This window comes from Kitasatospora sp. NPDC051984 (assembly GCF_044593455.1).
Classification (GTDB): Bacteria; Actinomycetota; Actinomycetes; order Streptomycetales; family Streptomycetaceae; genus Kitasatospora.
The window spans coordinates 367,273-379,745 of record NZ_JBIUCB010000001.1 but is presented as its reverse complement, the minus strand read 5'-3'; the positions used below and the strand labels follow the sequence as shown (position 1 = coordinate 379,745).

Annotated in this window: 12 protein-coding genes; 4 read left to right on the top strand and 8 right to left on the bottom strand. The window is 74.5% G+C overall.

Annotation, left to right across the window (positions count from 1 at the left end):
- Positions 1-35: 35 nt before the first annotated feature.
- From ACIHEI_RS01735 to ACIHEI_RS01720, 4 genes are all read right to left on the bottom strand, one after another.
- On the bottom strand, positions 36-236 hold the full coding sequence (locus ACIHEI_RS01735; protein WP_396605263.1) for a hypothetical protein: 201 nt from the start codon (positions 234-236) through the stop codon (positions 36-38).
- 47 nt (positions 237-283) lie between these two features.
- The gene (locus tag ACIHEI_RS01730; RefSeq protein ID WP_396605263.1) at positions 284-484 is read right to left on the bottom strand and encodes a hypothetical protein; all 201 of its coding nucleotides are present in this window, start codon (positions 482-484) and stop codon (positions 284-286) included.
- A gap of 85 nt (positions 485-569) precedes the next feature.
- The gene (locus ACIHEI_RS01725) at positions 570-998 is read right to left on the bottom strand and encodes a hypothetical protein (protein WP_396605262.1); all 429 of its coding nucleotides are present in this window, start codon (positions 996-998) and stop codon (positions 570-572) included.
- A gap of 162 nt (positions 999-1,160) precedes the next feature.
- A complete protein-coding gene (locus ACIHEI_RS01720; protein ID WP_396605261.1) occupies positions 1,161-2,186 on the bottom strand; it encodes a LuxR C-terminal-related transcriptional regulator in 1,026 nt (341 codons plus the stop codon).
- A 161-nt stretch (positions 2,187-2,347) separates the two neighbouring features.
- Here ACIHEI_RS01720 and ACIHEI_RS01715 point away from each other — a divergent pair, with 161 nt between their 5' ends.
- A complete protein-coding gene (locus ACIHEI_RS01715; RefSeq protein WP_396605260.1) occupies positions 2,348-2,524 on the top strand; it encodes a hypothetical protein in 177 nt (58 codons plus the stop codon).
- A gap of 85 nt (positions 2,525-2,609) precedes the next feature.
- Here ACIHEI_RS01715 and ACIHEI_RS01710 read toward each other — a convergent pair whose 3' ends face one another.
- On the bottom strand, positions 2,610-3,239 hold the full coding sequence (locus ACIHEI_RS01710; protein ID WP_396605259.1) for a hypothetical protein: 630 nt from the start codon (positions 3,237-3,239) through the stop codon (positions 2,610-2,612).
- Positions 3,240-3,438: 199 nt separating this feature from the next.
- On the opposite strand from ACIHEI_RS01710, the gene ACIHEI_RS01705 reads away from it, so the two are divergent.
- From ACIHEI_RS01705 to ACIHEI_RS01695, 3 genes are all read left to right on the top strand, one after another.
- Positions 3,439-5,238 carry a glycosyl hydrolase family 28-related protein gene (locus ACIHEI_RS01705; RefSeq protein ID WP_396605258.1) on the top strand — a complete coding sequence of 600 codons (1,800 nt, stop codon included), beginning with the start codon at positions 3,439-3,441 and terminating at the stop codon, positions 5,236-5,238.
- Positions 5,239-5,414: 176 nt separating this feature from the next.
- Positions 5,415-7,271 (top strand): protein kinase, encoded by a 1,857-nt coding sequence (locus tag ACIHEI_RS01700; RefSeq protein WP_396605257.1) that lies wholly within the window; start codon positions 5,415-5,417, stop codon positions 7,269-7,271.
- A 118-nt stretch (positions 7,272-7,389) separates the two neighbouring features.
- Entirely contained in the window at positions 7,390-7,845 is a 456-nt protein-coding gene (locus ACIHEI_RS01695; RefSeq protein WP_387638023.1) for a VOC family protein, read from the top strand.
- Positions 7,846-7,939: 94 nt separating this feature from the next.
- On the opposite strand, the gene ACIHEI_RS01690 is transcribed toward ACIHEI_RS01695, so the two are convergent.
- From ACIHEI_RS01690 to ACIHEI_RS01680, 3 genes are all read right to left on the bottom strand, one after another.
- On the bottom strand, positions 7,940-9,511 hold the full coding sequence (locus ACIHEI_RS01690) for a serine/threonine-protein kinase (protein ID WP_396605256.1): 1,572 nt from the start codon (positions 9,509-9,511) through the stop codon (positions 7,940-7,942).
- Positions 9,508-10,044: a hypothetical protein gene (locus tag ACIHEI_RS01685; RefSeq protein ID WP_396605255.1), complete on the bottom strand. Its 537-nt coding sequence runs from the start codon at positions 10,042-10,044 to the stop codon at positions 9,508-9,510. Before ACIHEI_RS01685 ends, ACIHEI_RS01690 begins: the two co-directional genes overlap by 4 nt.
- 220 nt (positions 10,045-10,264) lie before the next feature.
- Positions 10,265-12,343 (bottom strand): N-6 DNA methylase, encoded by a 2,079-nt coding sequence (locus ACIHEI_RS01680; RefSeq protein ID WP_396605254.1) that lies wholly within the window; start codon positions 12,341-12,343, stop codon positions 10,265-10,267.
- Positions 12,344-12,473 lie beyond the last annotated feature (130 nt).

Genomic DNA, 12,473 nt, shown 5'->3' with positions numbered 1-12,473 from the left:
TCTTGGTCGTGTGTGTCGGGGTGAGGGGTGGTGGATCAGATGACGTCGGGGTAGCAGTCCGCGCAGCCGTCCGGCGTCACGGTGCCCGCGGTCACGGACGGCGCGGTCGCGGCCTGGGCCGAGACGGCCGGCGCGAACACGGCGCCACCCACGGCGGCGGCAACCGCCACCGACAGCGCGGCCTGACGGGCCAGCGCGGCGAACTTCGAAGCGGACTCGGTGCTCTGAACACCCATGGCAGGGCTCCTTCTTGGTCGTGTGTGTCGGGGTGAGGGGTGGTGGATCAGATGACGTCGGGGTAGCAGTCCGCGCAGCCGTCCGGCGTCACGGTGCCCGCGGTCACGGACGGGGCGGTCGCGGCCTGGGCCGAGACGGCCGGCGCGAACACGGCGCCACCCACGGCGGCGGCAACCGCCACCGACAGCGCGGCCTGACGGGCCAGCGCGGCGAACTTCGAAGCGGACTCGGTGCTCTGAACACCCATGACAGGACTCCTAAGGGGAGAGGGATGAATCGGGATGAATCGGGCCGCTCGGGGCGTGTTCCGCCCACGGGCGCGGCTCGGGGGGTCAGACGGTCGGGATCCGCAGGGCCAGGGGTTCGGCGCCGGGGCGGCACTGGAGGTCGCAGCCGCAGCCGGGGGGCAGCAGCAGCCAGTGGCCGGGGAGGAGCCGGACGCCCTGGTGGGTTCCGAGGCCGGTGGGGTGGACCCGGCTTCCGCCGTGGTGCTGGAAGAGCAGCAGGCTGCTGTCCTCCGGGGCGGCGAGCCGCCGGACGGGCCGGCTCGGGGCGGGTTCGACGGGGCGGCCGAGGTGGTGACGCAGGGTGTCGGCCCAGTGGGCCGCGCCGTGCGTCGGGGCGGCGTCCGGCGGGTTGCGGCCGGGGTGTTCGCCTTCGGTCCACAGGAGTGCCGGGCCGGTGCCGAGTCGGCGGTTCAGGAAGGCGACGACCTCGCGTTCCTGGTCGGCCGGACGGTCTTCGTCCTGTCCCCAGTGCACTGTCGCCACCTCCGTTCCGCTGTCCGGTGGGGCCCGGTGTGCCCCGCTGACATCAATAGTGCGGTGCGGCGGTATTGACGGACAGTCACGGCTTGGCGGTCCCGGGCGACCGGTAACGGGTGGCCGGTCCCGGGACCGCGTGACACGCGGAGGTGGGGTGAGTCAGTCGTCGAGCAGGCCGGCCCGGGCGGCGGCGACGCCGGCCTGGAAGCGGCTCTCGGCGCCCAACTCGTCCATGATGTCGGCGATGTGGCGGCGTGCGGTGCGCAGTGACATGCCGAGGCGGCGGGCGATGGCCTCGTCCTTGAGGCCGGCGGCGAGCATGCGGACGATGGTGCGGTCGAGTTCCTGGGAGACCTGTTCGAGGCCGTCCTCGGCGGCGGCGGCGAACGGGCGGGCAAGCGACCAGGCCTGTTCGAAGATGCCGCAGAGGTAGGCGAGCAGCGCTTCCTGCCGGACCACCAGCGCGCCCCAGGTGCCGTCACTGAGGGGGAGGAAGGCGAGTTCGCGGTCGAAGACGATGAGGCGGCCGAACAGCTCGTGCGCTGTGCGGTATTCGGCGCCGAGGGCGGTGGCGGCCTCCACATAGGCCTGGCTGGGGCCGTTGAAGCGGGCGGTGTGGTGGTAGAGGGTGCGCATCCGGACCCCTCGGCCGAGCAGGGCGCGGTCGCGGCGCAGGGCCTCCTCCATCGCGGCGGGGACGCGGGAGCCGCCGCCGGGCTGGCTGGTGAGCACTTCGCTGCGGCATTCGGCGGAGGCCCGGTCGAGGGCGTCGCGGACGTCCTGGAGGTCGCCGATCACCTCGATCTCGCCCGCTCCGCCGGTCTCCCGGACCTGCCGGTGGTAGGCCAGGAAACCGGCCACCTGGGCCTGGCGGTGGGCGAGTTCGGCGCGGCTGCGCTGGATCTCGGCCTCGACGGGGGCGGCGAGTGCGGCGATCGCGGTCTGCGGGGGCAGGGCCCGGCAGCGGGCGGGGTCGGCCGGGTCGGGCTGGAGCAGCTGCCAGGCGGCCAGGCGGTCCAGGGCGGTGGTGGCGGCGGCCGGGTCGAGCCCTTGGCGGGCGAGGTGTCCGGCCAGCGCGTCGGGGTCGAGGCGGCCGTGTTCCAGCACCCAGGAGTAGGCCGCGGCATCGGCCGGATCGGGCGCGAACTCGACTCCGGCGCACGGAGCTTGGGCCGATAGGTCCATTTTCGTCCCTCGGTCATCTTGCTGCCAGAGCAGTTGGTGAGGTGGCTGCACGATGGTTCGGGCACCCGGCGGTCGTCATGCTAGTTCCCAGGCGCCGGGCCTTGGTTGAAAGCCCGGACACCGAGATCCCCGTCTCTTCCCGTCCTCAGGAGGACTCTGCCATGAAGCGGTTCGCTCGCACCGTCGCGTTCGCCGGTCTGCTGCTCGCCCTGGCCGGCGCGGCCCCCGCGATGATCGCGGCGACCCAGTCCGGCCCGGCGGCGGCCGTGCGGGCCGACGGCGCGAGCACGACCGGCGACACCTCCTGGGGTGGCGGCTGCGACCTGTCGCTGTGCTAGCCCGAGTTGTACCGATCCGGAGCGGAGTGGGCCCGGAGCGGAGCGGGCCCGGAGCGGAGTGGGCCCGGAGCGGAGTGGGCCCGGATCAGAGCGGGCGGACGTTCATCGGCAGCCAGTTGTCGTTGGTGTCGGTGAGTCCGATCCGGGCGGTGTCCCACGTCCCGTAGCGCGGGTTGACCTGGATGTGCAGCGCGGTGCCCGCGTCCACCAGGGCCTTGCGGATCGCGGCGTCACCGGCGGCGCCGGTCGGGTCCTGGCCGCCGGCCAGCTTGGTGAGGCCGAGCTGCTGGCGGTAGAAGTCGTCGATCCCGTCGGCCGGGACGCCCTGCTTGACCCGCAGCAGCTCGGCCAACTTGGCGTCGCCGCCCACGGTGCGGCTGTCCGCGGCCCGGGCCGCGCCGATCTCGCTCGCGTCGACCTTCAGCCGGCGGTCCGCCAGCGCCCGGCCGATCACCTTGTCGAAGATCAGCTCGTTGACGGTGTGCCTGACCAGCCCGGACTGTTCGTTCGCCGCCTGCCCGCCGGCCTGCCCGGCACCGCCCGCGCGGACCGCCGACATCCTGGCCTGCACCTGCGCGATGGTGATCCGCTCGTCGCCGACCACGGCGGCGGCCCCCTGGTACGCCGGTGCCCCGCCGCAGGCGGAGAGCGCGGCGGCGGCGACTGTCACGCCGAGTGCGGCGCGCAGTCGGCGGACGGAGCTGGTGCGGGTCACTGGGGCCTCCTGGTCGATGGAGCGCGTTCCGGTGGTGCTTCGCGTACGTGGCTGGGACGAACAATAGGGAGCCCCGTCCCCTGGTGCCAGACCCCGCGCGCAGGTCCCCCGTCCGAGATCGTCCACCGCTCCCGGGGGTGGACGAACGTTCGCCTAGGATCTGCCGCGATTCGGCCTACTCACCTGGGGGACACGGAACATGACCACTCGACGGAACCTGCTGCGGGTCGCCGCGGCCGGCGCGGGAGTCGGCGCGGCGACGATGGCGGGCACCGGGAGCGCGGCGGCGGCCGTCGCCGACCCGGCCCGGCCGCTGGGCTGGATCGACGTCAAGGTGGCCTACCAGGCCAAGGGCGACGGCACGGGCGACGACGCGCCGGCGCTGCAGAAGGCGTTGAACGATGCCGGTCCGGGCGGCGTGGTGGTCCTGCCGACCGGCAACTACCTGATCTCGTCGCCGCTGGTGGTACCGACCGGCGTGCGGATCCAGGGCAGCGGCTCGTCCTGGTACTCGGGCGGCGGTTCCCGGGAGACGGTGATCAACGCCTCGCCGTCGTTCTCCGGCAACCAGTTGATGCTGATCGACGACAGCCGGGGCGAGAACATCGCGGTGTCGATCCGCGACCTCACGCTGCGCGCGGCGGACGCCCCGCCCGGGACGGCAGTCGGCCTGGACGTGGTCGGGGCGGTCTCCCAACTGCTGGTGGAGAACGTCCAGGTGACGCAGACCAAGGGCGCCGGGATCCGGCTGCTCGCGGCGAACGACAAGGCCCCGACCACCGTCCGGTTCCGCCAGGTCGGCACCTGGGGCACCCAGGGGAACGGCTTCGAACTGGACGCCCGGGACAGCCAGTTCACCGGCTGCCTGGCGTACGGCACCGGAGGGTCCGGCTGGCGGCTCGTCCGGTCCAGCAACAACCAGTTCGCGCAGTGCCGTTCCGAACACAGCGCGCGGCACGGCTTCGAGTGGACGGACGACCAGCCGATCGGCGCGGTCGTCCTCACCGCCTGCACCACCGACCAGAACGAGCAGGACGGCTTCCACCTGGAGCGGATCGGCGGCGTGGCCGCGGTCCAGTTCGACGGCTGCTGCGCCCGCCGGGACGGCAGCACCGCGGGCGGCCGGTTCTCCGGCGTCAGCATCACCGGCTGCACCGCGCCCGTCCTGCTGACCGGCATGGTGGTCACGGCGTTCCGCGACGACAAGGCGACGAAGGAGTCCCCGTACTACGGCCTCACCGTGGCCACTTCGTCCTCGGTGGGCCTGCAGGCCGCGGCGCTGTCCACGATCGCGGGCGGGCAGGCGGTCAACTGGGACGGGCAGGGCCGGCTGAGCACCGGACCGAACCTGATCACCGGCACGTATCAGAACAACGCCACCGCCTGGAACCCCTCCGACGGGCTGCGCAGCGGCCCCGACCAGCTGTCCTTCGCGAGCGCGGGAGTCGTCACCCCGCTGCTCGACCCGACCCCGCAGCCCGTCGATCAGGGGCTGCTGACCTGGGCGTTCGACCCGTCCTCGCTCGGCAGCACCGGGGCGCCGACGCCCGGGACGATCCAGCTGGTCCGGGTCCTGCTGCGCACCCCGCAGCAGGTCTCCGCGGCGCTGGTCGCCGTCACCGGCGCCGGCGCCGGGCTGACGGCCGGCCAGAACCTGGTGGGCCTGTACGGGGCGGACGGGTCGCTGCTGGCGAGCAGCGCGGACCAGAGTGCCGACTGGACCGGGACCGGCCTGAAGACCGTCCCGCTGACCAGGACCGCCGGCGTGCCCGCCGTCCTGCCCGCCGGCTCGTACTGGGTGGCCCTGCTCACCAACGGCGCCACAAGCCCCGGCTTCGGCCGCGGCTCCTTCCTCTCCACCACGGCCATCAACGTGGGCCTCCCCGGCCAGCCGCCACGCTACGGCCAGTACGGCACCGGCCAGACCGGGCTGCCCGCGAAGGTGACGTTCGGCCAGGCCGCCAACTCGACCAGCTCGTTCTGGGTGGCACTGCGGTAGACCGCACTCCGTCGACCTGGTGGTCGGCTTCGGCCCGGTCGGACGCGGACATCGCAGGTCGCAGGTCGCAGTTCGGCAACGAGGAGCGGGATTGACGGCGGGCGGGTGTCGCGGGTCCGGAAAGCTTGGGACTCTTGACGAGATGTCATGTCAGCCCGATTCATGGGGGAAGCGGGATGTGGGGACCGGGCACAGTACTGGGCGGGCGCTACACGCTGGGTGAGCGGCTGGGCAGTGGCGGCATGGGCGAGGTCTGGCGGGCCGAGGACGGGGTACTGGGCCGGGCAGTCGCGATCAAGGTGATGCATCCGGGGCTGGGTGACGAGCAGGACTTCATCGAGCGGTTCCGGCGCGAGGCCCGGATCCTGGCGACGGTGCGGCATCCGGGCATCGTCCAGGTGATCGACTACTGCGAGCCGGCCGAGACCACCGACGTCCGGGCGACGTACATCGTGATGGAGCTGATCGAGGGCCGCCCGCTGCACCTGGTGCTGGCGCAGGACGGCCCGATGGTGCCGGCCCGGGCGCTGGGGCTGGTCGCGGAGGCGCTGGACGCGCTGCACGCCGCGCACGCGCGGGACATCGTGCACCGGGACCTGAAGCCGTCGAACCTGATGGTGCGGGACGACGGCGGCGTGGTGGTCACGGACTTCGGGATAGCCCGGGCGTTGGCGGGCACCCGGCTGACGACCACCCACTCGGTGCTGGGCACGGCCCTGTACGCGGCGCCGGAGCAGGCCGGCGGCCAGGCCGTCACGCCCCGCTCCGACCTGTACTCGATCGGTGTGGTCTGCTTCGAACTGCTCACGGGGCAACCGCCGTTCACGGGTGAAACAGTGCTGGAGGTGGTGGTCAAGCACCTCCAGCAGCCGCCGCCGGGACTGGCCGAGGCGTTCCCGGCGCCGGTGCGGGCGTTCGTCGCGCGGGCGCTCGCCAAGGACCCGGCGGACCGCTTCCCGGACGCGGCGGCGATGGCCGCGGCGGCGCGCTCGGCGGCCGAACTTCCGGCCTCGGCAAAGGCGGTGGCAGCGGACACGCTGCTGGCCACCGTGCCGGACAGCCCGACGCCGAGCACCGTCCCGGCCGCCCCTCCGGCGGACACCGGCGCGCGGACCGCGGAGACCCCTCCCCCGGAGAGCCGGCGGCGCCGGCTGCTGCTGCCGATCGTCGTGCCGGTGGTGATCTCCCTGGGCACGGGCGGCGTCTTCCTGGTCCAGGCCGCGCCGTGGAAGTCCGACACCTCGCAGACGGGTTCCGGCCCGGTCTCGGCACCCGGCGGCGGATCGCCCCTCCCGGTGGCGTCGACGTCGGGCGGTCCGCCCGGGTCCGCCTCGCCGTCCGCCTCCGCCCCGGCCCCGGCCTCCGACTCGCCCTCCCCCGGCCCGCAACAGCCCTCGTCCGACCAGCCGGGCACCACCGACACCCGCCCGGCCCAGGGCGGCGGGGGAACCGGCGGCGGCGGAACCGGCGGCGGAGGCAGCAGCAACGGTGGCGGTGGCAACGGTGGCGGTGGCAACGGTGGTGGTGGCAACGGTGGTGGCAATCAGCAACCCGGCGGCACCACCGCCCCGCCGAACACGCCACCCGCCAACGGCGGCACGACCCCCGGACCCCCCGCAGGCTGCGGGGGCGCCGGCTGGGGATACCTGACCTCGGTGGGCAGCGGACAGCGGCTCGGCCTGGCGGCGAACACCCTGGCGGGCGGCACGGCGGCGGTGATGGACCGCAACACCTCGTTCGGCTGGTACCGCTCCGGCCCGGACCCGGGCGGCTGGTACACGCTGTACCCCTGCAACATGAGCAAGCCGATCCTGGTCCAGAACGCCACCGGGACGGCAGTCACCCTCCGCTCCGGATTCAACGTCCTGACCAGCTGGTCGGTGGTCCAGGCGCCCACGCCGGGCGCGTACTACCTCAAGGACTACATGGCCAGCCTCTGCCTGACCGACAACGGCTCCGGCAACGCGGCCACCATGGAGAACTGCACCCCGGGCAACACCACCCAGCAATGGCGCATCCCCCCGGCGGGCTGACAGCCCCCGCCGCGGCGACGGCGGATCGTCGCGGTCGATCTCGGCGCCCACAGCGGCGACGCCGGAATCGACCGTCAGATCCGTCAGATCTGTCAGATCCGCCTGGGAGGATCCGGGCATGGAGATGACAATGCAGCTGACGATCGACTGCTCCGATCCGCAGCGGATGGTGGCCTTCTGGGCGCAGGCCCTGGGCTATGTGCCCGAGCCCGCGCCCGACGGGCACGCCACGTGGCGCGCCTACTGGGAGGCGATAGGGGTGCCTGCGGAGGAGTTGCCGGCCGGGGCCGGCGACATTCCGGAGTCGATCGTCGATCCGGCGGGTCGTGGACCGCGCGTGTGGTTCCAGCAGGTGCCGGAGCCGAAGACCGTCAAGAACCGGTGGCACTTCGACCTCACGGTCGGTGGCGGTCGTGACGTCCCGCTGGACGTCCGCGCGCAGCGGGTCAGGGCCGCGGTGGATCAGCTGGTCGAGGCCGGTGCCACAGTGCTGGAGATCAGGGACGAGCCAAGCATGGGGCTGTACGCCGCGGCCATGCGGGATCCCGAGGGCAACGAGTTCGACGTCGTCTGAGGACCGTCGCGAGTGTGTGCCCGGTCGGCCCGCACCGCGATCGTTCACCGCCCGGGATCCACTTCCGATACACGCCGCAGGGCCGGCTCCTCGGTCAGGTCGCGTACGGGTTGGTGGTGGTGCGGTGGCTGCCGAGCTGCTCCAGGTGCGCGCGCAGCCGGCGGACGTCGGGGTGGTGCGGGCCCTGACGGCGCTCGGTCTCCAGCAGGAGTTCCAGCAGGCTCTGCCAGGCCGCCTCGACGTGGCCGGTGGCGGCGAGCAACAGGCCGATGCGTTCGCGCAGTTCAGGGGCGTGCGCGGAGCCGGGCGGCAGGGACGCGAGGACGGCCTGGTACTCGGCGAGGGCCTCGCGGGTGAGGCCGAGCTGCTCCAGGCAGCGGGCCGCGTGGCGGCGGTGGTCGAGGGCGGCCGGGTCGCGCTCGGCCGCCGCGGCGGCGGCCAGCACGCGCAGTTCGGGCAGCGCCTCGGCCCACTGCCGTTCGGCGAGCAGGGTGCGGGCCCGGATCGCCCGCACCGTCTTCACCAGCGGCGCGGCCTCGCCCTGCTCGGCGACGGCCCGGGGCAGCAGCCGTGCGGACAGCTCGAGCACCTCGCCGTGCCGGCCCGCCGCGACCAGGTCGGAGAGCCGGGCGCAGGCCACGGCCAGGGTCTCCTGCCCGGGCGGCTGCTCGAACCGGACGGGCGGCGGCACGACAGGCATGAACACCGGCTCCGGCGGCGGCAGTTCGGCTCCCCCTGCGGGCTCTGGATGGTGCGGGTAGCGGTACGGGTCCGCCGGGTCGGGGACGGCGGGCAGCCGGGTACGCGGGCGGCCGGTCGGGGCGGGCAGCAGCGGCATCAGCAGGGCGTGCACCTCGGCCGCGTCGACCGGCCGGTGGTCGGGCTGCTTGGCGAGCAGCCACAGCACCAACTTCTCCAGCGCGGGCGGGACTTCGAGACGCAAGCCGCGCAGCGGCGGCGGCGGGTCGTCGAGCTGGCGACGCAGCACGCCGAGCGCGGTGGGCGCGGGGAACGGGGGGCCGCCGGCCAGCATCTCGTGCAGCATGCAGCCGAGCGCGTACAGGTCGCTGCGCCGGTCGGTGTCGGCGGCCATGGCCTGCTCGGGGGCCATGTAGGCGGGGCTGCCGATCGGACTGCCGGTGAGGGTGAGCCGGGTGGCGGTGGGGTCGATGGCGGCGGCGATGCCGAGGTCGAGCAGGATCACCCGCCCGTCCGGACGGACCATCACATTGCTCGGCTTCAGGTCCCGGTGGACCACCCCCGCCCCGTGCACGGCGGACAGCGCGGCGCACAGCTGCCCGGCGACCGCGACGGCCCGAACAACGTCGAGCGGGCCCTCCTCGGCGATCAGGTCGGCCAGGCTCATCCCGGGGACCCGCTGCATCACCAGGTAGAGCTCGTCCCCGTCGGCGCCCGCGTCGTACACGGTGACCAGGCCCGGGTGGTCGAGGGACGCGCCGATTCGGCACTCGCGCAGGAACCGCTGCCGCAGCAGCTCGCCCTGGCTGTCGCCGCGCCCGGCCTGGTCCGGCACCGCGTCGGCGCGCAGCAGCTTCACCGCGACCTGCCGCCCCAACTGCTGGTCCCGGGCCGCCCAGACCTGCCCCATCCCGCCGTGCCCGATCTTCTCCTCGAGCACGTACCGCCCACCGACGGTGCGGCTCACGGCTGCCCGTCCCCGGCCTGACGGCGCAGCAGCTCACCGAGCTCGCGCAGCTCGGCGGTGCCGGTCGCGCCACCCGGTGCGGCGGCGGGCGGCGGGGTGGCGGGCTGCGCGACCGGGGCCGGGGCCGGGTAGGGGTACGGGGTGCCGGAGGGGTACGTCGGGGCCGACGCCGAGTACCCGGGGTGCGCCGGGTACGGGTACGGCGGCGGGGTGGCGACGGCCTGCGGCCAGAACCGGCGCTGGTTCATCAGCAGGTAGTGCACCGGCGTACCGAGGAACAGCGGGAGCAGCAGCAACAGACCCACCAGGTTGTTGATCGTCCCGCCCTCCGGGGTCAGCCCGGCACCCACGTACAACCCCAACTGCATCAGCCCGATGATGATCGCGCCGACGATGTCGGCCCGGCGCCGCCGCCCCACCGCCAGCACCAGCGAGGGCACCATGCCGAGCATCCCGAGGGTCAGCACCGGCACCGCCGCGCACAGCAGCGTCACCCAGATCCGGGGCGGGCCGGAGACGGCGCGGGCGGGCATGGACGCTCCTCGACGACGGGAATGTGCTGCGCACACGCTACCCCCACCGGAAGCGGCTGCCACGACTGATGGCGGGTCAAAGACGGGGACCGGAAACGGCGGGACCTCACACGCCCCGCTGGCCCTCTGCAGACTCGCCCTCGCCGTTCTACCCCAGCCCTTGGGGGCTGGGAGGTGCCCCCACGAGCCCCTGAACGGCTTCGCCGTTCCCCAGAGCGCGTCAGGATGGCTTCGCCGTTCCGGCCGCGAGGGCGTCGGTGAGGGCGCGGGTCAGGGTGCGGGCCTCGGTGGTGGTGCGGGTCAGGGCGGCCTCGTAGTCGGCGAGTTGACGGAACGCGGCGCCCAGGGCGAGCTGCTGCTCGACCGGCACGCGCGGGACTTCGACCCGGCGGATGTCGAGGCGGCTGGTGGTGGATGCGTAGCTGCTGGCGCGTCGGCCGGCGCCGGTGGCGCGGAGCTGGCCGGCCAGGAAGTCGGGGTCGAGCAGTGCGGGGTCGGGCCGGAGCAGGTGGAGCCGGGCCCCGAGTGCGGCGCCCGCGTAGGGGCTGCCGGGGTGCACCGCCTGTGCGCCCTCGCCGCCCAACGCCGGTACCAGCACGTCACCGTGGCGGATCGTCAGCGCGTCCGAAGCGTCGGTGGCGGCGCTCGGTAGGGCGGCGGCCTGGAGGTCCTGGTCGGTGAGCAGCGGGGTGCGGCCGCCGGGGCGGGCGGGGGCGCCCTGGCCGGAGGAGTGCACCTCGAGCGCGCCGGAGCGGGCGAGTTCGCCGATGCTGACCTGCGGGGGTGCGGCCGCACCGGTGGCGGCGAGGGCGGGGAGGGCGGCGTCCAGGTCGGCGAGCCGGGCGAGTTCGGCGGCCAGGTGTTCGCGCAGGGCGGTGAGTGCGTCGGGGGCGGCCTCGGCGGGCAGGGCGGGCAGATGGCGGGCGGGGGTGAGGTCGGTCTCGTCGTCCAGCAGGTCGAGCGCGGGCACGGCCCGGGAGCGGCCGGGCCGGTCGGCGGGCAGCGGGCCGCCGGTGCGGGCGGCGGTGTCGAACGCCTGCCACGCCGTCAGGACGTCCTGCTGGAGCGCGGTGCGGTCGATCCGTTCCCGGCCGCCGTCGGCGGCGGCGTCCAGCAGCAGCAGGTGCCGGAAGTCGTCGCCGGGCTCGGGTCCGCGCAGCACCCACACGTGCAGCGGCACGCCGTAGGGCGGGGCGACGCCGGCGGGCAGCGCGATCACGGCGCGCAGCGCTCCCGAGCGGACGAGTTCGGCCCGCACCCGGCGGCCGGCCCGGCGGGACGCGACGGTGGGCGGCAGCAGCAGGACAGCCGTCCCGCCGGGGCGGGTGTGCGCCAGGCAGTGCAGCACCCAGGCCAGTTCGGACTCGCCGCGCGGCGGCACCACCCCGCCGGGCCAGCGGCTGTCGTACTGCAACTGGTCGTGGCCCCAGTCGCGTTCGTTGTACGGCGGCCGGCACAGCACGGCGTCGGCGGCCAGCCCCGGGAAGGCGTCGGCGCGCAGCGCGTCCCCGGCCCGGACGTCCACCGGCAGCGGGCCAGGGAGGTCGGCGGGGGCGGCCAGCGCGAGGCGCAGCAGTGCGACGCCGGCCAGGCCCGGGTCGGCGTCCTGACCGCGGCGCGCGGCGGGCGCGGCGGCGAGCAGCACCCCGCCGGTGCCGCACGCCGGGTCCAGCACCGCCTGGTCGCTGCCCGGCGGTCCGGCGAGGGCGGCCAGCAGGGCGGCGGTCTGGGCCGGAATCGGCTGCTGGAGGCGGGGGTTGGCCTCGGTGTACCTGGTCAGCAGCTGCTCGTACGCGGCGGCGGGGGCGCTCTCCGCGGTCAGCCGGGCCAGCAGCCGGGCAAGGTCCAGGTGGGTGGCACCGGCGATCAGCGGCAGGTCGAGCGTCGCGGGCGCGTCCGGGCCGAGCAGCGCTCCGACGGTGCGGCGCAGCGCCTTGGGCAGCGCGGTGGCCAGCCGGGTGTCCGGCTGCTCGGCGAGTTCGGCCCACGCGGACGGGGCGCGGTGCAGCAGGAGCAGCAGCGAACCGGCCGTCACCAGCGGGGCGACGGCCGAGCCGGACGGGTCGCGGAGCAGCTCCAGCTGCTGCCAGACCCGTTCCAGCAGCGGAAGTTCGGCGAGTTTCCCCTGCGCGCGGAGCCACTGTTCGACCTGGTCGAGCCGGAACGTCGGGCTGGTCTCGGTGCCGCCCGCGGGCCGGGGGAAGTCGATGTGGCGGCGGCGCCAGTTGGACACGGCGGCCCTGCCGACCCCGGCGAGCCGGGCGATCTCGGCGGCCGTGACCTCGGGACTTTCCGACATGCGCGGGCTCCTCAGCAGCTGGGTGTGGCCACACAGCATAGCCAGGAGGCCACCCCGACGCGTTCACACGTGAACAGAGACGTTTCGTGAACTTGCATTGACACTGTTCACAGCCAGGGCTTTACTGGAG